The following is a 22,903-nucleotide window of genomic DNA, read 5'->3' as shown; positions in this document are numbered from 1 at the left end:
GACTACAAGAACAATAATATATTTGCGATCGGTTTTGGGGAGATACTCAAGCGGCCAACGAGGGCAGACTGTAAATCTGCTGACTATGTCTTCGCAGGTTCGAATCCTGCTCTCCCCACAAAAAAGCAAGCTGAAACGCTTGCTTTTTTAGTTTTAACAAGTTTTTTTTAGTCTTAGTTTAGAGCTTTTTTATAGGTTTCTAAACAGCGTTCTCGAGCAAATTTATGATCTACAATAGGAAGTGGGTAGGTGAGTTCTTGAAACTCTGGAACCCATGTTTTGATATAGTCCAATTGTTTATCAAATTTTTGGATTTGTGTGGTAGGATTAAAGATTCTAAAGTAAGGAGCTGCATCAACACCACTCCCTGCAACCCATTGCCAATTACCCACGTTGCTAGCCATTTCGTAATCATGAAGTTTTTCAGCAAAATATGCTTCACCCCAGCGCCAATCGATAAGTAAATGTTTGCATAAAAAACTCCCCACTAGCATGCGCACTCGGTTATGCATAAATCCAGTACTATTAAGTTGTCTCATACCTGCATCGACCAAAGGATACCCTGTTTTACCCTCACACCACGCCTTAAAATCAGCCTCGTTATTACGCCATTCAATTCTATCATATTTAGACTTAAAGCTTTTTGTCTCGGTATGCGGGAAATGCCATAAAATTTGCATGAAAAATTCACGCCATATAAGCTCCTGCCAAAATGTTTCATTTTTTTCGGATATGGCTTTTGCCATCATTTTTCTTATACTCACTGTACCAAATCTTAAATGCGGACCTAGTTTTGAAGTGGCATCTTTAGAAGGGAAGTTTCTGGTCTCTTCATATTGTTGTATAAGATCGGGTGTTACGGTATAAGGAGCAATAGATTGATTGGATTTTGTAAAACCAAGATCGTTTAAGCTCAAGAAAGGTAAATTTCTTAAGCTTATAAAGTTTTGTAGGTATTGGGATGACGCTGCACTATCTAAATCTTTCTTGCGAAACTGTTCTTTCCATTTTTTCATGTATGGTGTGTAGACCACGTAGGGTGTTCCGTCAGCCTTTACAATATCGTTTTTTTCAAAAACTACTTGATCTTTAAAGCTCTTAAATGAAATTTTGTAATCTTTCAATAACCCATCAATCTCCTGATCTCTTTTTAAGGCATAAGGTTCATAGTCATGATTTGTATAAACCGTTTGAATGTCGAATTGATTAATTAACCGCTTATAAACGTTTTTAGGTTCATCATGAAACATGGCTATAGATTTACCAAAGCCTGTCTGAAGAAAGGTGTTCATGTTAGAGATGGTATCATGTATGAAGCCTACTCGAGCATCGTTTTTAGGAAGTTTAGACAGTATGTTAGAGTCGAAAATAAAAATTGGCAATACAGGGTAATTTCCCTGTAGAGCATCATTTAGTCCTTTGTTATCGTCAAATCTTAAATCTCGTCTAAACCAAAAAATATTTATTTTTTGCTTCATAGTTCGTATTTGCCAAAAATGTCTTCAAGCTTTTTAGTTCTGTAATTAAAAATTTCTTCGAGCTTGGGTTTAACTAATATAGGATGCGCCAATTGGCCAAGAAAGCCAAAAGGTATTTTATAGTCGATAATGTCTTCCATTTCAACGCCGTTTTTAATTGGTTTTATGAAATGTTTATGATGCCATAATGCATATGGACCAAAACGCTGCTCATCTACAAAATATGATTTATCTATGCAGTGGGTTATTTCGGTAACCCATTTTGTTTTTATACCCAGAACAGGAGTTACGATGTATTGAATAATTTGCCCAGCAAACATAGCTCTATCTGCTCCAGAAAGGATGTTAAACCCCATATAATCGGGGGTTATTGTTTTTAGGTTTTTGGGATCACTCAGGAAGTCCCAAGCCTCATCCATACTAATTGGCAGCTTTTGTTTTTTATGTAGTGTATATATTTTCATGCTTTATTTAATTGTGAACCCAGATATACATATTTAAGGATGTGGCAATACAAAGCCACACAAAATATGGCATAATCCATAGGCTTTTCAGGCTTAGAATATTCCAGTAATCAATTAGGAAGGTAGTTACAATAGCAGTTAAAACTAAAATTGATATGAGGCCGACACCAATTAAGTGTTGGTTGAAAAATAGGAAGTTCCAAACAACATTTAGTATAAATTGAACTACGAAAAGTATGATAACCTTTTGACTAAATTGTATGTGGTATAAATTTGCCATGTATATTGAAAAACATATCATGATTGAAGTCCAAGCCACCCCAAATACCCAGCCGGGTGGTGTCCATGGTGCTTTATTTAAACTTAAATACCAATTTGTCTGTGGACCATTGGCCATTAACCAATTCCCTATGGCTAGGGCTCCAAAATTTATAATCAGAAATATAATAATAAGTTTAAACAACTTCATTATTCAGTTTGTTTAGGACTTTAGCTATGTTTTGAGCTTCAACAAACTTTTGGTCGCTTGCAGACCTATTTACACTGGATAATTCATGCCATTCTTGCATTAACTTTTTAAACTTTGCTTCTAGCTTTTCCTTTTTTGATGTTTTTTTAAAAAATTTAAACATGATACATTTATTTTAAGTGTTTTGTAATTTTATGACTTAGCGGCGCAGTTGTAGAATAAAAGAAGTCCACAAGTTCGCCTTCCGGACTTACCAAGTATTTTTGAAAGTTCCATTTAACCGATGACTGTGTCTTTCCATTTAGGCTTTTTTGTGTTAACCAAGCGTAAAGAGGGTGTTGGTTCGATCCTTTTACGTTAGCCTTTTCCGTTAAAGTAAAATTTACACCATAATTTATTTGGCAAAAATCTTGAATCTTGTTCGCGTTGTCAGGTTCTTGTTTTCCAAATTGGTTACAGGGTACACCAATGATTTCTAAAGTGTCTTGATACTGATCATATAGACTTTGCAGGTCTTTGTACTGCGGTGTAAACCCACACTTCGATGCCACATTCACAATTAAGAGGTATTTGCCTTTAAAATCGTTTAAATTAATAGGCCTTTCTGTTAGTGATTTGATAGCGATGTCGTAGATAGATTGTTTACGCTGCATCGAGGTATTAGTGTTGCCAGTATTTGCGTTTATGGTCGCAAAAAATGCTTTTAAGGTATTCATTGAAATTAAATTTTAAAACTTACAATGCCGCAGTCCATTTCGAAAATTTGCCCTGACATAGAAGTTGTATTCGAAATAATGAATTTAGCCATTTCAGCAACCTCGTTCGGGGATAGAAATTTTTTTAACGGATGACGTTGTTTAATATTTTCAATCATTTTTTCATTTCGTAACAGCTTTGAAGCAAGATTGGTGTCGGTTACCGTAGGCGCAATAGCGTTAACTTTAATAAGTGGAGCCAGTTCTGCGCCTAATGATTTAACTAGACCTTCAATTCCAGACTTGGCTACAGCAATGCTCGCATGAAAAGGCATGCCTAATTTTGCGGCTACTGTACTGAATAATAAAATTGAGGGATTAGTACCTTGCTTTAATTGTGGTAAATAGTGCTGAATAACTTTTACAGCTCCCAGGACGTTAATCTCAAAATCGTTTTTAAAGTCGTCGATGTTGAGCCTCGATATGGGTTTTAAATTGATACTTCCAGGACAGTAAATCAGATGATCTAACGCTTCAATTTCCGGTAAATCATCATTTAAAACATCACAGTTGTAGTGGATGAGATTGGCATGAGTAAAACCTGGAGATGTTCTACTAATATTGATAACCTTAAAGGTATCAACATGGTTTTTTAAAATAGCATGTCCTATGCCCTTACTACCACCTATAATAACTATTGTATTCATATGGTCTCAGGGCATCTTTAGTTTTACGGCCTGCCCTTTAGCCTTTTTTCAATTTTTTGTTTTATCACCGTAAGGCGTTTCATTAGATCCATAATTTCAGGATCTTTGTTTTCTTTATAAATAGTGTTTAAACTTAGTATTAAGTCTTTTACCTCTCTAGAAGATTCAATGCGCTCACTAGTAGTTTTAAATGTGTGTTTACGTTGTTCAAATTCTAAAGCACGATCAATAATGTCCATAGTAATGTTTAATCTTTGTTCTATTAATAGATTGCAAAAAGATGTAATCTTTTCACAATTTGACAATATAATAAAATCTATGACATTATTAATTTTTATAAAGAATAATTATCTAAATTTTAATAATTGCTTCTTTATAGGCTTCACAAAAGTGAAATTATTAAGTCAGGATTGGACCTTTAAGTCGTTTTTCTACCTTACGTTTTATTACGGTAAGCCTTTTCATGATATCCATGATTTTTTCGTCCTTCTTTACCTTGTAAATTTGATTTAAATCCAAGATAAGGGCTTTGGCTTCTCTAGAGATTTTTACACGATCGCTAGTTGACAATGATTTTCTTTTTCTTTGCTCAAATTCTAATGCTCTGTTAATTAAATCCATGATACTAGTTATTTATGTAGTTTTGTAATTCTGTTATTTTCTCTGGTTTATTAAACGCTCCACCATAGTAGGCCGTTACTGTTGCAGACGTATCGTCTTTGATGCCTCTTGACGAAACACAGAGGTGCTTAGCATCTATAATAACCGCGATGTCCTCCGTTTGTAAAACCGTTTTAAGCTCGTTTGCTATTTGATTTGTTAAACGCTCCTGAACTTGCGGACGTTTTGCATAATACTGTACAATTCTATTAAGTTTAGATAACCCGATAACACGTCCGGCAGAAATATACGCCACATGCGCTTTTCCAATTATAGGTACAAAATGGTGCTCGCAGTTCGAATAAAACGTGATGTTTTTCTCTACTAGCATTTGGTTGTACTGGTATTTATTATCGAAAAGGGCAACCTTTGGTTTATTAGCAGGGTTAAGTCCAGAGAATATTTCTTCAATGTACATTTTAGCTACACGTTTGGGTGTGCCTTGCAAGGAATCGTCATTAAGATCTAAGCCTAAAACGTCCATAATTTCTTCGAACAGGAAGGCAATGCGTTCTTTTTTTTCATGATCACTCAGTTTGAAGGCATCCTTCTTCAAAGGGGTTTCTAAGCTTGTAAACATGTGGTCATCGCCTATATCTTCGACAGAATGTCCATTAAGTTGATGTCCATTTACTTTTTTTTCTAATGTTTCAATTTTCATAGTCTCTTTTTTATGTGCTGTATTAGGTTTTTATTGAGCTAATCAAAGCACGTTATCGTTTTGAAATTTTATTATTTGTTATTTGCTTTTGTCTAGAACATTTAAAACGCCCCGTTTCAAAGACTCTCAGTTTTTCATGTTTTGTTTTTCTTCCCTGCACCCTTTGCCGCCATCGCTTAAAACTTTTTGGCTTTAACCCTTTTCTCATTATTTCAATAACCTCTTGCTCTTTTATTCCAAACTGAAACATGATTGCCTCGAAGGTTGTTCGGTCTTCCCAAGCCATTTCTATGATTCTGTCTATTTGCCATAAGTTTAAATCCATAGTGCTTGAAAATCGTTGTCTAGATCGTATTTTATTTTCTCATCTAGTAGTTTTCCAAAAAACTTTTTATTTTCCTTAAAGGTCTTGTTTTCTTTAAATTGAATAAATTTTCCTTGAGCATGTATACTAGCGCCATTTGTTTTATATATGACTAATTGGTAATACGGAATTGCCCAAGTAAAATTTTGCAGACCTTTATTTATATAAATCAAAATGCCTTTTGTTCTCAGTTCGATGTTGGCATAATTAACATCTGCAACTTTATTGAGGTAGTTTTTTAAATTAGGGCTAACATCTTTTATTATCATTCGTTTCGACCCGATCCCACGCATTTTTACAGACTCTATAAACGTAAAAGGGCGCCCTACTAAATCTCTTAGAATTTGTTTATGTTCTTTATTGTGATGCGTGGAATTAAGTATCATATCGCCTATTTCTACTCAAATCTACAAAATGTTTAACTTATTTCATAAAAAATTAAACAAAAAAATAAATACTACTATTGGGAAAACTTATAATGGTTTTTAAGACGCTTCATTATTTGGTGTTTCTGCATGGTTAAACCTTCTTCTTGGGGTATGCTTGTTAAGTATGCGTTTACTTTCTTCAATTACCAAAGGGCTTTTTCTAAGTTCCCACAAAGCGGTGCTAGCTATTTTTCGACTACTTTTTAAGTCTACAATGGGGTTCGGGTAATCTATACCTAATTTAAAATTATTAAATTCTTGCTCTAAGGGTGTCATGATTGAAGGTTGGTGAGCAAAAGGGGTATCTAAGTGTCGTAGTTCAGGTACCCACTTTTTTATAAACTTAGCCTCTGGGTCATGTTCAAGACTGTTTTTTATGGGATTGTAAATTCGTAACATATTAACCCCTGTTTCTCCTGCTTGCATTTGGAGTTGAGGAAAGTGAATCCCAGGTTCAAAGTCTAAAAACATTTGGGAGAGATGTGATGTTGCTTCTTGCCATGGCTGCCATAAGTTGTGCGTAAAAAATGAAACCACGAGCGCGCGCATTCTAAAATTTAGATATCCGGTTTCATTAAGACACCGCATGCAGGCATCGATTAGAGGGTAACCAGTTTTGCCGGTTTTCCATGCAGTTTGATATGCTTTCGAAACGCTTTTTTTCAGCTTATGGAATCCTCTGTTAATACTGGCTTCTTCCATGGTATGTTCCATTTCGAATTTTTGTATAAAATGTGCCTGCCAGCGCAGTCGAGATAAGAAGGCTTCTAAGGGTTTTTTATAGACCGATAATTCTTTTACATTTTGGGCTTCCTGATACACTTCTCTCACCGATACATTACCCCAGGCTATGTACGGAGAAATTCTACTGCAACCCGTCCTAGAGTCTTGTGGCTTGGATATATGGCTCATGTAATTATGGTATCTTCCTTCTAAAAAAGATTTTAAATATTTTAATCCAACGGTTCTACCACCTTTTTGAAAGGGTAAGTCGCTGTTCGTGCTAAGACTTGGTATTTTGAAATGTTTTTCTAAATGCTCAATGTCCGAAATATGTAATAGTTGATTGGGCATTGGAGCAAAGGTATATTGCCCTTGAGCGTAATAGGTATAGATAAAGGCATTCCAATCGTCACGGTTTTTTAGACCACGTTGTATGCCGTTGTTAATGTTTTCTTTCCATGTTATAAAATTATTTTTACAGAACCTTTGAAACGATTTATCTCTGTTATAAGTTACTAAAAGACCTGTCTCTTGATGTGAAAAAACATGCGATATTTTATACGATTCAAGGAGCATGTTTATGGCGGGGATAATATCCGACTGAACAACCAAAATTTTCGAGTTGTAGTAATCAAGTGCTTTATTTAAATCTATTAAGGATTGTTTAATGAAATCCCAATGCCTTTTGCTATAGTGTTTATCATTTAAGAGCATGGGCTCAAAACAATATAACAGCAATGATGGATGAGACGACTTTAGCGCATTATTAATAGCACCATTATCATGAAGTCGTAAATCGCGTTTTAACCAGACAATATTTATTTGGGGCTTAGTAGACATAAGGGTGTTCTATAATGTGTTTTGCTTTTTGCTTTATACTATGTAATTCTTTCGGATCCATTTTATCTAGAATGCTGTACATCATCTTCATTCTAAAGTTTTCATTTAATTGAGGGCGTTTGTCATCTAAGAAATTCCAGTATAGGCTATTGAACGGACAGGCATTTTCTTCTATTTTTAAATTTTTATTGTAACAACATGTTTTGCAGTAGTTACTCATTTTTGCAATGTAACTCCCGGAAGATATATAGGGTTTTGTCGCTATTTTTCCGGCATCTGCAAACTGACTCATACCTCTGGTGTTCGGGAGTTGCACCCATTCAATGGCATCAATATAAATGCCTAAATACCATTTATCGACTTCATCTGGGTGGACTTGGGTTAACAAGGCAAAGTTTCCAGTAATCATTAATCGCTGAATATGGTGCGCATAGCTTTGGTTTAAAGAATTGTTTATTGCATGTTTTAAACAGTTCATTTTTGTTTTGCCTGTCCAGAAAAATTCGGGAAGTGAATTGTGGTTATCTAGTGCATTTAAGTTCTTGTAGTTAGGCATAAAGGTCCAGTACATACCTCTCATATACTCTCGCCAACCAATAATTTGCCTAACAAAACCTTCAATTTGAGAGATATGTATATCTTTTCTTTGAGTTCGGTAATAGTTTAAAACCGTTTTTATAACATCCCTAGGGCTTATGAGTTTAGTATTTAAGGCAAACGATAGTCGTGAATGAAACAGGTATGTTTCTTCAGTATGCATAGCGTCTTGAAAATCCCCGAAATGAACCAGCAGGTGTTCGCAGAAATACTTAAGTTGCTCAAGTCCTTGAGACCGGGTTATAGGGTAGTTAAAATAATCGTCATTAAAATGTCCAATGGTTTTGATATTGGCTTGTTCTATATCTTGAAGAACCTCTACTACAGGATTTTTAAAAACTACAGGACTTGGAATCTTTTGAGTTCCTTTGTATGCGAGCCTATTACTTTTATCATAATTCCATTTACCACCTTCGGGCTGCCCTCCAATCATTAAAATATCATGTTTTTTGCGCATATACCTGTAAAAATATTCCATTAGGTATTGTTTTTTACCCTTAAAAAAATGCGATAATTCAGTTTTACTAGTGAAAAAATGTTCTGTAGAGGCGCAAGCTGTTTGTATGGAAAGTGAGGAAGTAAATTCAGTGATTTGTTGATATAATCGAAACTCATCGGGAGATTGATATTCAAATCGCGATATACCATAATCTTCAATAATTTTTGATAGATTTTTTAAAAGATCCTGTTGGTTGTGTACATCGTTTATGTTTAAATATATAACCTGATGTCCTAAGGCTTCCAAGTCTGCTGCAAATTGGCGCATGGCCAAAAAGAACCCCATTACTTTTTGAATATGATGGGTTATATAATCGGTTTCTTGACGCATCTCGAATAGGCAATAGCTTACAGTTTGGTCTACCGCTCGAAACCAAGAATGTTTTATGTTTAGTTGATCTCCAAGTATAAGTCGTAGAGTTTTCATTTCAAATTATGGGTTTGTTTGCCATAAACGTCTATAATCACCTTTCGGATCGTAACGCTCGGCTTGAAGTTCAACATTAAACGCTCTATTTCTTGGGTCATTGCCTACACCTGAAACATACATCCAATTACCATAGTTACTATGAACGTCATAGTCTATTAAAAGCGATTCAAAATACGCAGCGCCAATTCTCCAGTCCATTTGAAGTTCTTTTGAAAAGAATGACGCTACGTTCTGCCTACCTCTATTGCTCATCCACCCTGTTGAATTAAGCTCTTGCATATTGGCATTTACAAATGCCGACTTAGTTTTTCCTTGCATCCAAAGACTTATAGTTTTTGAGTTCTTTTTAAAAAAATGGGAGTTATTCGAGATACCATTTCGTTGGAAGATCTTGTTTTGATACTTTAATGCTATGTACTTAAAATAATCTCTCCAAAGCAGCTCAAAAACAAGCCAATAAGTCGATTGGTTTTTAAAATACTCGGTTTCAAATTTTTTAATTGTCCAATAAATAGTTCTCGCAGAAATACTACCATTTGCTAACCAAGGCGATAGTTTAGAACTATAATCTAGTCCGATTAGGCCATTTCGGGTTTTTTTATAATTACCAAGTTTTTGAGATTCGAAGCAGTAATAGTTTAGGCGGTTTTTTGCAGCAGATTCACCTCCTTTAAAGGGAAAAGCGCTATGATTGCTTAGGGAAAAGTCTTGAAATCCTAGGTCCTTTAAAGTAGGTACTTTTGTCGTGTTTTCTATACTTAAATTGGTGTTGTGTTTTGTTAAGTAAGCTTGTGGTCTAATACTAGAGTTCTTTTCTATATACTTTCTAAAGCTTGTAAATACATCTGGTATTTGAGAGGTTTCAAGGTTAATATCATGAGGATGAATTAAAAACTGATCGTAATCAGTATGAACTTGAATATCATGTTCTAATGTGTCTAGCACTTCTTTATGAGTTTCAAGTTCCTCATGTGTCCATTCAAGCTGTGTATATAGCTTGGTAACATGATGTTCTTTAACAAAAGAAGCTAAATGGCATTCTGGAGATTGTTGATACACAAATAACTCGATGTTAGCAAATTTTAGGTTTGCACGCAGATTAACAACGGTTTCAATTAAAAACTTTGCTCTAAATTTTTCAGTTTTTTTAAAGCCGAAAGCCGTATTCATGAAGTCCTTGGGGTCGAAATAATAAACGGCAAGAACCACATTGTTTTCATTAAGAGCTTTGTTAAGTATGGCGTTGTCTTGAACTCTTAAGTTGTTTTTAAACCAAACTAAGCCTGTTTTCTCTTGTTTTTTCTGCATTTTGCACTACAATATTTAACGCTATCCCAATTTAGTTTCCATTTTTTTCGCCAGTTAAAAGGAAAATTACAAACGGGACATACTTTATGTGGCAAGTGTGATTTTTGATTAATCAACCGAAACCAGCTTATTAATCATACCATTAAAAATATACCCATGAAAAGGTAGTACACTATACCAATAAAGCCTGCCCCAAAGACCACGAGGTCTAAATGTAGCTGTTTGTTTGAGTTTGTTTTTTTCAATTTTGAATTCTAACCATGCTTCCCCTGGTAAGCGCATCTCTGCGTATAGTAGTAGTTTTTTCTGTTGTTTGTCTGCGAAAATAACACGCCAAAAGTCAAGTGCATCTCCAGCATCAAGGTCGGTTGGACTTGTTCGGCCTCTACGCAGTCCTATACCTCCAAAGAGTTTATCGATATAACCTCGTAATCGCCATAAAAAGTTCCCATAATACCAGCCCGTTGTACCTCCTATAGACCAAATTTTATTAAGCGTCTTGGAGGTATCTTTAATAGGTAGTTCTTTATGATCTTTAAAGCAACCAAACTTAGGAACGTTTATATATTTATGTAAATTGTTTCGAAGTCTACCACTGCTAACCATAGAATCTTTCCAGCTTGAAACAATCCCATTTTGCTCAATTTTTTCAAAAGCTAGTGCTACAGCGTCTTTGTATTTAAGCGGCTTGACGTTTAAAAGTTCATTAACATTACTTTGTTTTCCTATAATTTGAACCCCCATACTTTCAACTAACGATGTGGCTAGTTTATACGAAGTTGAGGTTACAAAATACAACCAATAGGATGACAGTTTTGGAGTCATAACCGGAACCGTAAGAATATGCCTTTTTAGACCTCTCACTTCGGCAAATTGCAATAGCATTTGTTTATAGGTTATTATTTCGGGACCAAAAACATCGTAAGATTGGTTATAAAGCCTTTCATCGGCTAAAGCCCTGTGTAAAAACGTTAAAACATCTCGAACAGCCAAAGGTTGGGTTTTTGTGTTTAACCATTTTGGGGCTATCATCACCGGAAGTTTTTCAACCAAGTCTCTAATAATTTCGAAAGATGAGCTTCCAGAGCCTACAATAATACCCGCTTTAAAGGTGGTTAAAGCATACACCTTAGATTTTAAAGTTTGTTCTACTTGCTTTCTTGAACTTAAATGCTTCGATAATTCTTTTTCGTTTGTAATGCCACTCAGGTAAATAACCTGTTTAGTGTTTGTGTTTTCAATACGGTTTTTAAAATTAATCGCGCATTGCTCCTCTAGACTTTTAAAATCTTTGGAAGAATTAGACATGGAGTGAATTAAATAATAAGCGACATCAATTTCTTTCGGAATATTATCTAAGGTTTCAGGTTTTAAAAAATCTACTTCTATAACAAATACGTTGGGCTCATCAGCATAACTTTTGTCTGCTCTTAAGCGATCTCTTACAGCGCATACTACGGTATGCCCTTCTGATAAAAGAAGAGGAATAAGGCGTTTGCCTATGTAGCCTGTTGCTCCTGTAACAAGAATGGTCATGAGGTTTGTATTAATTGTTTGGGTCTTTGATAACCAAAACGTGTTTTATTTTCGGGTACGGCGTAACCATCTAAACCATTTATAGCAGCTATTTCTGCTTTCGATAAATTTATAAACCCATCCTCTTCAATCAACTGGTCATCCAAGTACAGCCCTATTATTTTTCCAACCAGTAATATGGTATCATTGGCTTTAATATTATATTCCTCAACAAACTCCATAGCTAGTTGAATAGGACTATTTGCTACAAACGGCGCATAAAATTTGTTTTTATATTCGGCTTCTAAACCTGTAACCTCAAATTCAGAAATGGATGCATCATATTTTGCTGAGGTGTGATGGGCCTGTTCTAAAATGCTATTATGAATCGGGTTTATTGTATAATATTTGGTGGCTTTAATATTATTATAGGTGTTTCTAATTACCGTTGTAGGTCTTAAAAAAAAACCGAGTAAAGCCGGGCTAGAGCCCATATGGGTAACCGAACTAAAAACGGCGAGGTTTTCAATACCATCTGAGGATTTAGTACCTATAAGGTTGGCCGATTTATACCCAGAACAGCTATTAATTAAATTAATCTTATAAATGTGATTTAGGTTTTCTATGTCGGAATGGCTTAAAAACATTATATGAAATTTTGGTAATTATTAATTTTAATATTTTTGGCCTTTAAATCGAACATTAGATTATACAACCCAAAAAACGTTCTATTTATGTAGATAAAATGCTTGGATCCTCTGTTTCCATTCATTTTTTTAAGTTCTGTGTTTTTAGAGTATCGTTCTCCTAATTCGGCTATTTGTGCAAAAAAAGCGGGATCGGAAAAGTCGAATTCCGAACAATGAAATGGTTTGGTAAAAAGGCTTAGCATTTCATGAAACATTTGAGTGAAAAACTTTAAGACTTCGGGGGGATCTTCATTCTTTAAAATTTCGAGCTGAAACAACTTTTTTCTAAAGATATCTTTGTTTTCTAGGTTCCTTTTTTTAGCCAACTCAAAATAGGGTGTATAAAAATATTGAGGGATTGTTTTTATACAACCGAAATCAAGAGCAATTAAGGTTTGTTTTTTAGAAACTAAAAAGTTCCCAGGATGGGGGTCTGCATGCACCTTTTGGAGGTGATGAATTTGAAACATGTAGAAATCCCATAGTGCTTGTCCTAATGTGTTAGCTAGCTTTTGGTCGGTATTATGTGCTGTAAATTCTGAAAGGTGTTCACCCTCCATGTAATCCATAGTTATTATGCGTTCCGAGGAATATTCCTCATAGTACTTAGGGAATTCTAAATTAGGTAATACCGAACAGGCGTCGGCAATTTCTTGGCTACGTTTTAGCTCTAATATATAATTCGTTTCCTCAATGAGTTTATCTTCAACTTCTTTAAAATACTTATCGGAATCTTTCCCTTTAATATTGAACATACTCATGGCTATGGGTTTTACCATAGCTAGATCTGAACTGATACTCTCTGCAACTCCTGGATATTGGATTTTCACAGCAAATTTTTTCCCATTCTTAGCCGCTTCATGCACCTGACCGATGCTAGCAGCGTTAACAGAAGTTGCATTGAAAGTGTCAAATATGTTATTTGGTGTTTTACCAAAATATTTTTTAAACGTTCGTATCACTAGGGGAGGTGATAATGGTGGAACCGAAAATTGAGCTAGAGAGAACTTTTCAACGTACGCTTGTGGTAAGATGCTTTTTTCCATACTAAGCATTTGCGCAACTTTTAGAGCACTTCCTTTTAGTTGCTTTAAACCATTGTAGATGTCTGAAGCGTTATTTTTATTTAAGCGTTCTTTGGCTTCGGTTTCGGTATTTACAATTTTATTGCCGTAATATTTTAAGTAGTTAACGCCTACTTTTGCTCCTGTAGATACTAATTTAGTAGCGCGCTCTATTTTTGATGTAGGTATGTAATCTATGGTTTTCATAACATGTCTTTTAGTTCATGTGAAATTTTTCTTTAAAAAGAAATTTACCAAGGTCCATCACGCTGTTTATTGGGGCAATGTTAATCACATCAAATGTTGTGTTTACAGACTTTTCGATGAAAATATCGGTCTTCTCGAAGGCGACGGATGTGTCTTCTAACCAAAATTTCATAGTCACCAAAAGCTGAATCCATGCTGATTCTTTTAAGGCTCGTTCTTGAATTTTTTCGAATTGCTCTTGCTTAATATCTAACATTTGTATACCTAAACCGGCAACATAGTTGGTGAATTCTGTTTTTAAACGTGATAATATTTTTAATCCTTTTAAATCGTTTTTGTATGTCTCGAGGACATAATTTACATAACTTCTATTAGCTGTTAAGTTTTCAAAAAAGGTGTAGTAAAAACTCAATAGCTTATTTCTGGCGTCAAAAACTTTATAATCTTCGTTTTTATTTAAGGCGTTGATAGAATTTGTAAAGAACGTTTCAAAAATACATGCTTCTACCATTTCAAAAGATGCAAAATACTGGTAAAATATGGCTTCCTCAAAATTATTAGCTTTTGAAAAAGCATAAACAGATTTTGGATTCGAACCGTGTTCTAAAACATGGTCCATATAAAAATTTAGGATGTCTAGTTGTGTAACTGCTTTTTTCTTTGCCATGATTTCTAAATTTATGGTAAAGATAATAAATGTTTAATAAATAATAAAAAAAGTTAAACAAAATAACAAGCATTAAAAAGGAACAGCTTTAACAGCAGGTACTATCTTTTACTAATTTACAGCTTGAAACTGCAGTTATGGCACCTAATATTGGGGCCGCAATATATAACCAAAGGTATTGGTAGTTTCCTGTAAATAGCGCTGGCGCAATGGAGCGTATTGGGTTCATGGATGCTTTGGTCATAGGGCCGGCAAACATAGCCTCTAAAAGTATAACGCCTCCAACAGCAATGGCTGCCATGGTACCAATTTCTTTACTTCCTGTGGAGACATTGATAATAACAACCATTAAAAAGAAGGTTAAAATAAACTCTAATAGCGCTGCTTTGTATGGAGGAAAACCTGCTGCAGGTGTGGTTTCGCCTAAAAACTGGCTTTCTGGAAATAAAAACCATAATATAAATGCGGCAAACACGGCTCCAATACCTTGGGCGAGTATATATGCAGGTACTTGGCCCCAAGAAAATTTCTTCGCAAAGGCAAAGCCTATGGTAACCGCGGGATTAAAATGAGCTCCCGAAATTTCACCAAAAGCATAAATCATGGCCATTACAATAAGTCCCCAAGTGGTCGCAACCCCAACATGAGAGATACTACCACCCGTTATTTCATTAACAGTCATAGCACCACAACCGCAGAATATTAATGCAAATGTACCTATGGCTTCAGAGATATATGATTTCATAATTTATACTTTAGTGTTAGGGATTGTAACGGCATCCTTTTGCTTTTGTAAAAGATACGGTGTAAAGCCCGACCCTTTGGGTAACGCCCGATTTCTAATTATCTGGCAAATATACAATGTCTTATTTTAAGCTTTTGTTAACATTAAAAGGAAATGCGTTATGTAAATTTATACCAAATATATAATCTTATACATGATGAAGAAATTACTATTACTATTTATGATTTGCGCTTCGGTTTACACATTAAATGCGCAGGTAAATACCCCCCAACCAAGTCCTTTTTCAAAGGTTGAGCAAAAGGTAGGTTTAACCGATATTACTCTGGCATACTCGAGACCAGGTGTTAAGGATCGAGAAGTTTTTGGAAATCTTGTTCCTTATGGTAAGGTTTGGAGAACAGGGGCTAACAAAAACACCATTATTACGTTTAGTACAGATGCCTCTGTATTTGGATCTACATTAAAGGCTGGTTCTTATGCTATTTTTACGAAACCAGGTAAGGATATGTGGGAAGTTTATTTTTATGCTGATACTGAAAACTGGGGTACCCCAAAAGAATGGGACGCTAGTAAAGTTATGGCTATGGGAGAGGTGCCTGTTCATCCAGTACCATTCAATGTAGAGACTTTTACAATAGATATTAATAGTATAAAAAATAGCTCGGCCATAATAGAGATTATTTGGGAAAAAACGTATGTTGGAATTCCTTTTACAGTTCCTACAGACGATGCCGTGTTAGCTAGTATCAACGATGTTTTAGGCGGTGAACCTAAAGCAAATGATTATTTCTCTTCAGCTGTTTATTACTTACAAGAAGGTAAGGATATTAAGCAAGCTCAAGAATGGATCGATAAAGCGGTTGATATGGATAAGGATGCACCAAAGTTTTGGGTGTTAAGACAACAATCTTTAATACATGCAAAAGCTGGAGATAAAGTGGGCGCCATTGCTGCTGCAAAAAAATCGTTAGAAGGTGCGAAAAAAGCCGGTAATGCTGATTACGTAAAAATGAATGAAGATTCTTTAAAGGAATGGGGAGCTATGTAAGTTTCTTTATTAAGTCATAAAAAAAGGAAAGCGTAACTTTTAAGTTGCGCTTTTTTATTTTGGCGTTTTAACACGCTTTCCATTTTATCTTTAGCAAAAGCAAAAGGATGCCGCTGCAATCGTTAACGCAGTATTTTTTTTAATAAGTAAGATTAATGTGTTGTCTTACAATGTCTAAAAGTGTTATAAGCTGTTTACTAAAGTCAAAGGACATTATGGGGCTTTCTGTTTGAGCTTTTCTCAGTAAATCATTAAAGTGTATAATTTCATAATTGTATCCAATGGTGTTGTAACCAAAATCTAGGTTCTCTTCTGGGCCTGTTTTAGGAAATATGCTAATAGTAGTAGGGGCATGAAAGCCACTATTAATTCGAATACTGCCTTGATCAAATTTAAATACCGCGTGATTAGTCGTGTCTTCTAGCAAGGAACTTTTCAAAATTGCTTTAACTTGGTTTTGGTAGCTAAATACCATGTCGCAGGAGGCATCTGCACCGTTTTCGAAATAGGTAGCTTTGGCCTCTATATGTTCTGGTATGCCTAAGGTACTTAAAGCTACAAAAATCGGGTAGATTCCAATATCAAGTAAGCTACCACCTCCCAAACCCTTATTAAATAGACGTGAATCATTATTAAAGGCTCTATAAAAACCAAAATCCGCTTCCAGGCCAATTAAGTTGCCGTATTTTTTAGTTTCTATGGCTTGAAGCACATATTGATAATGTGGCAGAAAATATGTCCATAGAGCCTCCATGAGAAGTACATTTTTTTCTTTAGCCATGTTAATCATGTCATTAACCTCACTTGTATTCATAGCAAAAGGTTTTTCACACAAAACAGCAACCTTATGTTTTAAGCACAGCATGGTATTTGACTTGTGCAATGCATGAGGAGTAGCAATATAAACTGCGTCAAGCTCCTCGTCTAGAATAAAGTCCTCGTAACATGCATAAGCTTTAGTAGCTCCAAATTTAGCAGCAAATGTATTCGCTTTTTCTTGAGACCTTGAGGCTACAGCATGAAGTTCGGCGTACTCGACGGTTAAAAGGTCTGTAGCAAATTTATGCGCTATATTTCCTAAGCCCATAATGCCCCATTTAATTATTTTAGGATTCAATGGTTTTTCCATTAGCGGTTATAAATTGAATTAAGCAGGCCGTACCTATAACAATTATACAGCCTACAAAGTTAAGCCATAAAAACGGTAGGTTTATATAGTTGTATTCATTAAGTAAAAAAAGGCTAATTACTATAAGCTGAGTAATAAGCGCACTTGTAAAAACGGCATTTCCTTTTACAAATTTAAAGAAGAAGGCCAGTAAAAAAATACCCAATACATTTCCGTAAAAAATAGAACCAATAATGTTAACCAATTGAATTAGATTTTCTGCTAAATTAGCAATGCATGCTACTCCAATTGCTATAATCCCCCAAGCAAAGGTGAAAAATTTTGAAGCTTTTACCATATCTTTTTCAGATTTTTCACCAACGTTACGTTTGTATAAATCAATGGCTGTTGTTGAGCCCAAAGCATTTAATTCACTGGCAGTACTGGACATGGCTGCACTTAAAATTACTGCTAATAAAAGACCTATAAGACCACGAGGTAAATTGGTTAGAATAAAATGGATGAATACATAATCTTTATCGTTACTCTCTATTTTGATGTCTTGGCTTTCAGAAGCTTTGTCAATCAATAATCTTGCTTCGCTTCTAATGTCATCATTGGCCTCGTTTGCTATTGCAATATATTTTGAGGCATTATCATTTTCTGACGAAATATAAGCTTCAATAATTTTTTGTCTGTCGTTAAAAATATCCTGCTGTTCTTTTTGCAGGGCTTTAAAGTCCTCTGCATATTCTGAATTTAAAACAACCTCAGTGGCAGTAGGGTTAAAGTTAATAGGCGCTTCATTAAATTGGTAAAAAACGAATACCATCACACCAACAAGAAGTATGAAAAATTGCATTGGTACCTTTAAAATACCATTAAATATTAAACCCAGTTGCATTTCTTTAATTGATTTCCCAGACAAATAGCGTTGCACTTGGCTTTGGTCTGTACCAAAATAGGATAACATTAGAAACGTACCGCCAATAATACCACTCCAAAAGGTATAACGGTTGTTTAAATCAAAGGAAAAATCAAGAACTTCCATTTTGCCACTCGCACCAGCAATTTCAAGTGCTTTTGAAAATGTGATGTCTTCTGGCAATTTATCAACTATTAAAAAGAACGCGATAAGCATCCCTATAAAAATCACTACCATTTGATGTTTTTGAGTCACATTTACGGCGCGCGTGCCTCCAGAAACGGTGTAAATAATTACTAAGACCCCAATAATTATATTTAATGTTAATAAATCCCAGCCCAAAACAACAGATAGTATGATGGCCGGAGCAAATATGGTTATACCTGCTGCTAGCCCCCTTTGAATTAAGAATAAAATGGCGGCAAGCGTTCTCGTTTTTAAATCGAATCTATTTTCTAAGAACTCGTAAGCTGTATAAACTTTTAGGCGGTAATACAGCGGAATGAAAACCATACAAATAACCACCATGGCAATAGGTATGCCAAAGTAAAACTGAACAAAGCCCATACCATCATTAAACGCTTGACCTGGTGTGGACAAAAAAGTAATTGCACTCGCCTGAGTAGCCATTACTGACAGCCCTATTGTCCACCATTTAGATGTATTTCCACCTCGTAAATAGTCTTTTACATTTTTGCTACCTCTGGTTTGTAGCGTGCCATAAGTTACAATAGCGATTAGCGTAAAGCATAAAACCGTCCAGTCAATCCAACTTAGAGTTTGCATAATTAAAACGATTTTGTAATGATATAGAAGACTATAAAATATAGGGTGTTGGCTATTAAAACAATAGAGTATAGCTTAAGCCATGTTTGTTTTGGTTCTTTGTCATCCATGGTTAATCATTTCGTTTAGCTTCTAAATTCATGTCTTCTTTACCCAAGGAGATCATATTAGCAAACAATCTATATGCACCCGAAACGCCAGCAGGAAACTCTCTAAAAAAGCTTAACCCGGTATAGATGAAATAGCCCTTGCCATGCTGAGCGATTAGTAAGCTACCTTCTTTAGCTGTTTCTCCATTATCGTTCATGGATAAAATAGGTGTGAATTTATCTGACCATGCATTTGCAAAATATAATCCACGTTCCTGAGTCCAGCCTTCAAAATCCTTTTGAGTAATTTTATTAGGTGAATTTAGAATTTCATGTTTCGGATTAATAAATCTTACACTAGCATTTTCATCAGTTACTCGATCATGGGATAAAGTCAAACTATAGGGGGCTATATTTGCAGTTTTCAAACCGTAGCTTTTACTGTATTGTACTATCATGTTTCCGCCTTGGGCAACATAATCAAATAACTGAGGCTGTTTAAATTCTATATCATCCAAGGTGTTATAGGCCCTAATTCCAACTACAATGGCATCAAATTCACTAAGGTACTCCGTATTTATATCTTCTAGTTTAAGAATTTTTACTTTGTATCCTATTTGTTCTAAACTTTCAGGAACAACATCTCCAGCGCCTTGAATATAGCCAATGTTTTCACCACTTTTATTAATGTCTAGACGGACTACCTTGCTTTCACTTGGCAATAGAACAGTTTGAAAAGGAATATGCTCATAAGCGATTTCAAAGAGTTCTTTATTATAATCTTTATCACCTATATGAATTATCGGACCAATAAAACCCTCACTACCCGTTTTAGGAGGCGTTACATTAAATATTACCGTTTGCTCTTCGCCTTTGTGGGCTATAGATACTTTATGCATTTTTGGTGAGACGCTCCAGTCTTCAGGGTGACATAATTCAATAGTTCCTTTAAGATCATGACGACCAGATTTAATAACAACGCTGACTTCATGTGATTTATCAGAGTCAAAAATGATAACCTTTTCAGTAATCTTTACAGAAGCCTCAGGAATGATTTCAAAAGGTCTGTATAGCTCGCCTTTATCAGGTTTTGAGTACCTCTGAATTACTGGCTTAGTAAATGTAAAAGGGGTATTATCAATTAAAACATTAAAATCCATGTTATAGACTCTAGGAGTTTCTGGTAGCCCAATTTGCTCGGGGTTATCTACAATGTACATACCTAATGTACCTTTTTTGTTGAGCCAATACGGGGTTGTAGGTTGTGCGTTTTCCTTGATTTTAATAATTTCTTCAAAAGTAAATTTTATATTGCTCTTTAGCTCTATATTTTTTGAAACGCTTGTACCATTTGGGGTCTTTATGCTTAATAGGGTTAAGGGTATGTTACTTCTATTAATGGACTCTATGTTTAGTTTAACTGACTCATTTGATGTAGCCCAATTGGTTTCAGCCGAGACCTCCAAATACAGGCCAACACACATCTCGATGATGGCTTTTAGTTCTTTCGATTTTAAGGTTTTCCAATGCTCATCTTCGATGTTTTGAAGGTGTTTATAGGCTTCGATTAATTGCGGAATATGAACTGATGGGTTTGTAAAATCAAAATTATTTTCCACCGCATATAAAATATCGCCAATTGCCGAACCACCGAGAACGCGGTTCCATGAGGTGTCAATACCTGAAAAAATGTTGTTATTATCAACAGGCGAACCTTTTAAGAATTCAATATATTCTTCTTGAGTACCTCGTTGCGATAACCTTCCAAAACCTTGACACAAATGCTGACTGCTTGCCAATGAGGCTAATTCATTGTTAGATAAGCCTTTTAAAGGGTAGTATGTACCAATGTCAAATTTAATCATGTTGCTTTTATCAACTTTATCAAATTTCTCTCTGCTTCCATAGCGCCACCAGCTTGTATTATAAAACAAGCGTTTTGGTTGCCAAAGGCTAGTCTGGTTCAATTGATCAGTATATGCTGATTTATCATTGGCTAAATCAAAGGCCTCCATGCTCAGCATGGCCGAACTCGTATGGTGACCATGGGTTGTTCCAGGGGTTCTATGGTCAAAACGATTTATTATTACGTCTGGTTTAAATTGTCTAATTGCCAAAACAACATCGCTTAAAACGTCATTTTTATTCCAAATCTTAAGTGTTTCATCTGGGTGTTTTGAGTAGCCAAAATCATTTGCTCGAGTAAAAAGTTGTTCACCGCCATCAACACCTCGCGCGGCCAGTAATTCTTGGGTTCTAATCACCCCTAATAATTCACGAATTTCAGGACCAATTAAGTTTTGTCCTCCATCTCCACGGGTTAACGATAGGTAAGCGGTTCTTGCTTTTACATGATTAGACATGTAAGCTATCAGGCGTGTGTTTTCATCATCAGGATGTGCAGCCACATATAAAACAGAGCCTAAAAAGTTTAACTTTTGAAGCGATTCGTAGATTTGAGAAGCTGAAGGCGTTTTTGGTTTTTGGGCATTACCATAGGATAGGTAAAGTACCGCCAATACTAATAAAAGTAGTTTTTTATGCATGATTTTCAGTTAGCTAAAAACCAAATATATATAAAGATACCTCCAGTTTAAGAGGTTTTAGTTTTTCTTTAACGCTTTGATGATGTTAAGTATCTGTATGCCCCCTTTTCGCATAAAAGAAATAAGCTCTAGTCGATTTTTATGCGCTCTTCTCGGTTAGCGAGTTTCCAGGCTGTGTGGAAAATGAGCTTAGCTCTAGTTTCTAAAAATTCGTAGTTAATTTTATCAGGCGTATCAGAAGGTTTGTGGTAATCGGCATGGGTGCCATTAAAATAAAAAATAGCTGGAATTCCTTTTTTAACAAAATTGTAATGGTCGGAGCGATAGTAGAAACGATTTGGGTCATTATCGTCATTATATGTATAATCAAATTCCAAATTAAAAGAAGCTTTATTAACCTCTTCTGAAAGCTCATGTAACTCTTTACTTAATTTATCCGAGCCGATTAAATATAAATAGTTTTGACCACCTTCATGTTTAGGGTCTACACGTCCTATCATATCAATATTTAAATTGGCTACCGTGTTTTTTAATGGAAATATAGGGTCTTCATCAGTATAGTACCTTGAACCATACAGCCCTAATTCTTCACCGGTAACATGTAAAAAAAGAATTGAACGTTTAGGGCCTTTTCCATCTTTCTCAGCCGCTCTAAAGGCTTCTGCAATCTCTAAAATAGCAACAGTACCAGAACCATCGTCATCCGCGCCGTTATTGATTTCTCCTTTTTTTGATATGCCTATATGGTCTAAATGCGCTGAGATAACAATTACTTCTTCTGGTTTTTCAGAACCTTTAATATATGCAAGGACGTTCTCTGAAGCCTTTATACCGTCTTTAAAAAATGTAGCCGGAATGTCTTGGAAGTAATCGTTTTTGCTTATTGGTGACTTTATTTTATTCGCAACATAATGAGATTTAATAAACTCAACTGCTTTTTTCTGTCCTGCTTCTCCCGTATACCTGCCTTCAAAATCATCGGAAGCATACGTATAAAGCATTTCTTTTAATTCCGCGGCCGTTATCGTTTTGGCGTAAGTTTCGGGATTATCGTATTTTTTGTTTTTGTTTTGAGAACTACTACAAGACATTAAAGTAATAGTAGCGCAAATGAAGGTAGTAACGTGTTTTAAAAACATAAAATTTAAACTATTAAAAGCTCTATATTACAAAAATAAGATGGGATGGCCTT

The 22,903-nt window shown here is 35.3% G+C and carries 25 protein-coding genes and 1 tRNA gene; 2 read left to right on the top strand and 24 right to left on the bottom strand.

The window, feature by feature from the left end:
• Positions 1–36 precede the first annotated feature (36 nt).
• Positions 37–118 (top strand) — tRNA-Tyr (locus E5D58_RS14460).
• A gap of 55 nt (positions 119–173) precedes the next feature.
• Here the strand turns inward: E5D58_RS14460 and E5D58_RS14455 are convergent.
• The 20 genes from E5D58_RS14455 to E5D58_RS14360 all read right to left on the bottom strand — a co-directional run bounded on the left by E5D58_RS14455 (position 174) and on the right by E5D58_RS14360 (position 15,209).
• Positions 174–1,478, bottom strand: a complete 1,305-nt coding sequence (locus E5D58_RS14455; RefSeq protein WP_136483010.1) for a cryptochrome/photolyase family protein — start codon at positions 1,476–1,478, stop codon at positions 174–176.
• Complete coding sequence (locus E5D58_RS14450; RefSeq protein WP_136483008.1) at positions 1,475–1,942, bottom strand: SRPBCC family protein; 468 nt, start codon at positions 1,940–1,942, stop codon at positions 1,475–1,477. Before E5D58_RS14450 ends, E5D58_RS14455 begins: the two co-directional genes overlap by 4 nt.
• Before the next feature lie 7 nt (positions 1,943–1,949).
• Entirely contained in the window at positions 1,950–2,411 is a 462-nt protein-coding gene (locus E5D58_RS14445) for a TspO/MBR family protein (RefSeq protein ID WP_136483006.1), read from the bottom strand.
• Positions 2,398–2,574 (bottom strand): Lacal_2735 family protein, encoded by a 177-nt coding sequence (locus E5D58_RS14440; protein ID WP_136483004.1) that lies wholly within the window; start codon positions 2,572–2,574, stop codon positions 2,398–2,400. Before E5D58_RS14440 ends, E5D58_RS14445 begins: the two co-directional genes overlap by 14 nt.
• A 7-nt stretch (positions 2,575–2,581) precedes the next feature.
• Positions 2,582–3,127, bottom strand: a complete 546-nt coding sequence (locus tag E5D58_RS14435) for a glutathione peroxidase (RefSeq protein ID WP_136483002.1) — start codon at positions 3,125–3,127, stop codon at positions 2,582–2,584.
• 5 nt (positions 3,128–3,132) lie between these two features.
• Complete coding sequence (locus E5D58_RS14430; protein ID WP_136483000.1) at positions 3,133–3,813, bottom strand: SDR family NAD(P)-dependent oxidoreductase; 681 nt, start codon at positions 3,811–3,813, stop codon at positions 3,133–3,135.
• 23 nt (positions 3,814–3,836) lie between these two features.
• Positions 3,837–4,052, bottom strand: coding sequence for a hypothetical protein (locus E5D58_RS14425; RefSeq protein WP_136482998.1), 216 nt, complete (start codon positions 4,050–4,052; stop codon positions 3,837–3,839).
• A 160-nt stretch (positions 4,053–4,212) separates the two neighbouring features.
• The gene (locus E5D58_RS14420; protein ID WP_136482996.1) at positions 4,213–4,434 is read right to left on the bottom strand and encodes a hypothetical protein; all 222 of its coding nucleotides are present in this window, start codon (positions 4,432–4,434) and stop codon (positions 4,213–4,215) included.
• A gap of 4 nt (positions 4,435–4,438) precedes the next feature.
• Entirely contained in the window at positions 4,439–5,134 is a 696-nt protein-coding gene (gene folE / locus E5D58_RS14415) for a GTP cyclohydrolase I FolE (protein ID WP_136482994.1), read from the bottom strand.
• 52 nt (positions 5,135–5,186) lie between these two features.
• Positions 5,187–5,459 (bottom strand): TIGR03643 family protein, encoded by a 273-nt coding sequence (locus E5D58_RS14410; protein ID WP_136482992.1) that lies wholly within the window; start codon positions 5,457–5,459, stop codon positions 5,187–5,189.
• Positions 5,450–5,884, bottom strand: coding sequence for a hypothetical protein (locus E5D58_RS14405; RefSeq protein WP_136482990.1), 435 nt, complete (start codon positions 5,882–5,884; stop codon positions 5,450–5,452). Before E5D58_RS14405 ends, E5D58_RS14410 begins: the two co-directional genes overlap by 10 nt.
• 99 nt (positions 5,885–5,983) lie before the next feature.
• On the bottom strand, positions 5,984–7,489 hold the full coding sequence (locus E5D58_RS14400) for a cryptochrome/deoxyribodipyrimidine photo-lyase family protein (RefSeq protein WP_136482988.1): 1,506 nt from the start codon (positions 7,487–7,489) through the stop codon (positions 5,984–5,986).
• Positions 7,479–9,011, bottom strand: coding sequence for a cryptochrome/photolyase family protein (locus E5D58_RS14395; RefSeq protein WP_136482986.1), 1,533 nt, complete (start codon positions 9,009–9,011; stop codon positions 7,479–7,481). Before E5D58_RS14395 ends, E5D58_RS14400 begins: the two co-directional genes overlap by 11 nt.
• 6 nt (positions 9,012–9,017) lie before the next feature.
• Entirely contained in the window at positions 9,018–10,322 is a 1,305-nt protein-coding gene (locus E5D58_RS14390) for a DASH family cryptochrome (protein WP_136482984.1), read from the bottom strand.
• Positions 10,292–10,417: a DUF2256 domain-containing protein gene (locus tag E5D58_RS14385; protein WP_394345713.1), complete on the bottom strand. Its 126-nt coding sequence runs from the start codon at positions 10,415–10,417 to the stop codon at positions 10,292–10,294. The genes E5D58_RS14390 and E5D58_RS14385 overlap by 31 nt, the downstream gene beginning before the upstream one ends.
• A gap of 13 nt (positions 10,418–10,430) precedes the next feature.
• A complete protein-coding gene (locus E5D58_RS14380; RefSeq protein ID WP_136482980.1) occupies positions 10,431–11,858 on the bottom strand; it encodes an SDR family oxidoreductase in 1,428 nt (475 codons plus the stop codon).
• On the bottom strand, positions 11,855–12,484 hold the full coding sequence (locus tag E5D58_RS14375) for a flavin reductase family protein (protein WP_205660328.1): 630 nt from the start codon (positions 12,482–12,484) through the stop codon (positions 11,855–11,857). The genes E5D58_RS14380 and E5D58_RS14375 overlap by 4 nt, the downstream gene beginning before the upstream one ends.
• Positions 12,484–13,797, bottom strand: coding sequence for an ABC1 kinase family protein (locus E5D58_RS14370; protein WP_136482976.1), 1,314 nt, complete (start codon positions 13,795–13,797; stop codon positions 12,484–12,486). Before E5D58_RS14370 ends, E5D58_RS14375 begins: the two co-directional genes overlap by 1 nt.
• Before the next feature lie 10 nt (positions 13,798–13,807).
• On the bottom strand, positions 13,808–14,464 hold the full coding sequence (locus E5D58_RS14365; RefSeq protein ID WP_136482974.1) for a TetR family transcriptional regulator C-terminal domain-containing protein: 657 nt from the start codon (positions 14,462–14,464) through the stop codon (positions 13,808–13,810).
• A gap of 88 nt (positions 14,465–14,552) precedes the next feature.
• Entirely contained in the window at positions 14,553–15,209 is a 657-nt protein-coding gene (locus tag E5D58_RS14360) for an MIP/aquaporin family protein (protein ID WP_136482972.1), read from the bottom strand.
• Between the two features lie 196 nt (positions 15,210–15,405).
• Here E5D58_RS14360 and E5D58_RS14355 point away from each other — a divergent pair, with 196 nt between their 5' ends.
• The gene (locus E5D58_RS14355; protein WP_136483075.1) at positions 15,406–16,257 is read left to right on the top strand and encodes a DUF2911 domain-containing protein; all 852 of its coding nucleotides are present in this window, start codon (positions 15,406–15,408) and stop codon (positions 16,255–16,257) included.
• A gap of 139 nt (positions 16,258–16,396) precedes the next feature.
• On the opposite strand, the gene E5D58_RS14350 is transcribed toward E5D58_RS14355, so the two are convergent.
• The 4 genes from E5D58_RS14350 to E5D58_RS14335 all read right to left on the bottom strand — a co-directional run bounded on the left by E5D58_RS14350 (position 16,397) and on the right by E5D58_RS14335 (position 22,850).
• The gene (locus tag E5D58_RS14350; protein ID WP_136482970.1) at positions 16,397–17,386 is read right to left on the bottom strand and encodes a Gfo/Idh/MocA family protein; all 990 of its coding nucleotides are present in this window, start codon (positions 17,384–17,386) and stop codon (positions 16,397–16,399) included.
• Entirely contained in the window at positions 17,364–19,076 is a 1,713-nt protein-coding gene (locus tag E5D58_RS14345; RefSeq protein WP_136482968.1) for a sodium:solute symporter, read from the bottom strand. The genes E5D58_RS14350 and E5D58_RS14345 overlap by 23 nt, the downstream gene beginning before the upstream one ends.
• 112 nt (positions 19,077–19,188) lie before the next feature.
• The gene (locus tag E5D58_RS14340) at positions 19,189–21,711 is read right to left on the bottom strand and encodes a PIG-L family deacetylase (protein ID WP_136482966.1); all 2,523 of its coding nucleotides are present in this window, start codon (positions 21,709–21,711) and stop codon (positions 19,189–19,191) included.
• Positions 21,712–21,839: 128 nt separating this feature from the next.
• The gene (locus E5D58_RS14335; RefSeq protein ID WP_136482964.1) at positions 21,840–22,850 is read right to left on the bottom strand and encodes a M28 family metallopeptidase; all 1,011 of its coding nucleotides are present in this window, start codon (positions 22,848–22,850) and stop codon (positions 21,840–21,842) included.
• Positions 22,851–22,903 lie beyond the last annotated feature (53 nt).

The organism is Cognatitamlana onchidii (assembly GCF_004804355.1).
Lineage (GTDB): Bacteria > Bacteroidota > Bacteroidia > Flavobacteriales > Flavobacteriaceae > Cognatitamlana > Cognatitamlana onchidii.
Note: the sequence above shows the minus strand (reverse complement) of the source record. Positions and strands in the feature narration are given on the sequence as shown.

Excerpts from the sequence above, each read along its gene's own strand:
- E5D58_RS14455 (WP_136483010.1), bottom strand. The coding sequence starts at position 1,478 with ATGAAGCAAAAAATAAATATTTTTTGGTTTAGACGAGATTTAAGATTT.
- E5D58_RS14450 (WP_136483008.1), bottom strand. The coding sequence starts at position 1,942 with ATGAAAATATATACACTACATAAAAAACAAAAGCTGCCAATTAGTATG.
- E5D58_RS14445 (WP_136483006.1), bottom strand. The coding sequence starts at position 2,411 with ATGAAGTTGTTTAAACTTATTATTATATTTCTGATTATAAATTTTGGA.
- E5D58_RS14440 (WP_136483004.1), bottom strand. The coding sequence starts at position 2,574 with ATGTTTAAATTTTTTAAAAAAACATCAAAAAAGGAAAAGCTAGAAGCA.
- E5D58_RS14435 (WP_136483002.1), bottom strand. The coding sequence starts at position 3,127 with ATGAATACCTTAAAAGCATTTTTTGCGACCATAAACGCAAATACTGGC.
- E5D58_RS14430 (WP_136483000.1), bottom strand. The coding sequence starts at position 3,813 with ATGAATACAATAGTTATTATAGGTGGTAGTAAGGGCATAGGACATGCT.
- E5D58_RS14425 (WP_136482998.1), bottom strand. The coding sequence starts at position 4,052 with ATGGACATTATTGATCGTGCTTTAGAATTTGAACAACGTAAACACACA.
- E5D58_RS14420 (WP_136482996.1), bottom strand. The coding sequence starts at position 4,434 with ATGGATTTAATTAACAGAGCATTAGAATTTGAGCAAAGAAAAAGAAAA.
- folE (WP_136482994.1), bottom strand. The coding sequence starts at position 5,134 with ATGAAAATTGAAACATTAGAAAAAAAAGTAAATGGACATCAACTTAAT.
- E5D58_RS14410 (WP_136482992.1), bottom strand. The coding sequence starts at position 5,459 with ATGGATTTAAACTTATGGCAAATAGACAGAATCATAGAAATGGCTTGG.
- E5D58_RS14405 (WP_136482990.1), bottom strand. The coding sequence starts at position 5,884 with ATGATACTTAATTCCACGCATCACAATAAAGAACATAAACAAATTCTA.
- E5D58_RS14400 (WP_136482988.1), bottom strand. The coding sequence starts at position 7,489 with ATGTCTACTAAGCCCCAAATAAATATTGTCTGGTTAAAACGCGATTTA.
- E5D58_RS14395 (WP_136482986.1), bottom strand. The coding sequence starts at position 9,011 with ATGAAAACTCTACGACTTATACTTGGAGATCAACTAAACATAAAACAT.
- E5D58_RS14390 (WP_136482984.1), bottom strand. The coding sequence starts at position 10,322 with ATGCAGAAAAAACAAGAGAAAACAGGCTTAGTTTGGTTTAAAAACAAC.
- E5D58_RS14380 (WP_136482980.1), bottom strand. The coding sequence starts at position 11,858 with ATGACCATTCTTGTTACAGGAGCAACAGGCTACATAGGCAAACGCCTT.
- E5D58_RS14375 (WP_205660328.1), bottom strand. The coding sequence starts at position 12,484 with ATGTTTTTAAGCCATTCCGACATAGAAAACCTAAATCACATTTATAAG.
- E5D58_RS14370 (WP_136482976.1), bottom strand. The coding sequence starts at position 13,797 with ATGAAAACCATAGATTACATACCTACATCAAAAATAGAGCGCGCTACT.
- E5D58_RS14365 (WP_136482974.1), bottom strand. The coding sequence starts at position 14,464 with ATGGCAAAGAAAAAAGCAGTTACACAACTAGACATCCTAAATTTTTAT.
- E5D58_RS14360 (WP_136482972.1), bottom strand. The coding sequence starts at position 15,209 with ATGAAATCATATATCTCTGAAGCCATAGGTACATTTGCATTAATATTC.
- E5D58_RS14355 (WP_136483075.1), top strand. The coding sequence starts at position 15,406 with ATGAAGAAATTACTATTACTATTTATGATTTGCGCTTCGGTTTACACA.
- E5D58_RS14350 (WP_136482970.1), bottom strand. The coding sequence starts at position 17,386 with ATGGAAAAACCATTGAATCCTAAAATAATTAAATGGGGCATTATGGGC.
- E5D58_RS14345 (WP_136482968.1), bottom strand. The coding sequence starts at position 19,076 with ATGCAAACTCTAAGTTGGATTGACTGGACGGTTTTATGCTTTACGCTA.
- E5D58_RS14340 (WP_136482966.1), bottom strand. The coding sequence starts at position 21,711 with ATGCATAAAAAACTACTTTTATTAGTATTGGCGGTACTTTACCTATCC.
- E5D58_RS14335 (WP_136482964.1), bottom strand. The coding sequence starts at position 22,850 with ATGTTTTTAAAACACGTTACTACCTTCATTTGCGCTACTATTACTTTA.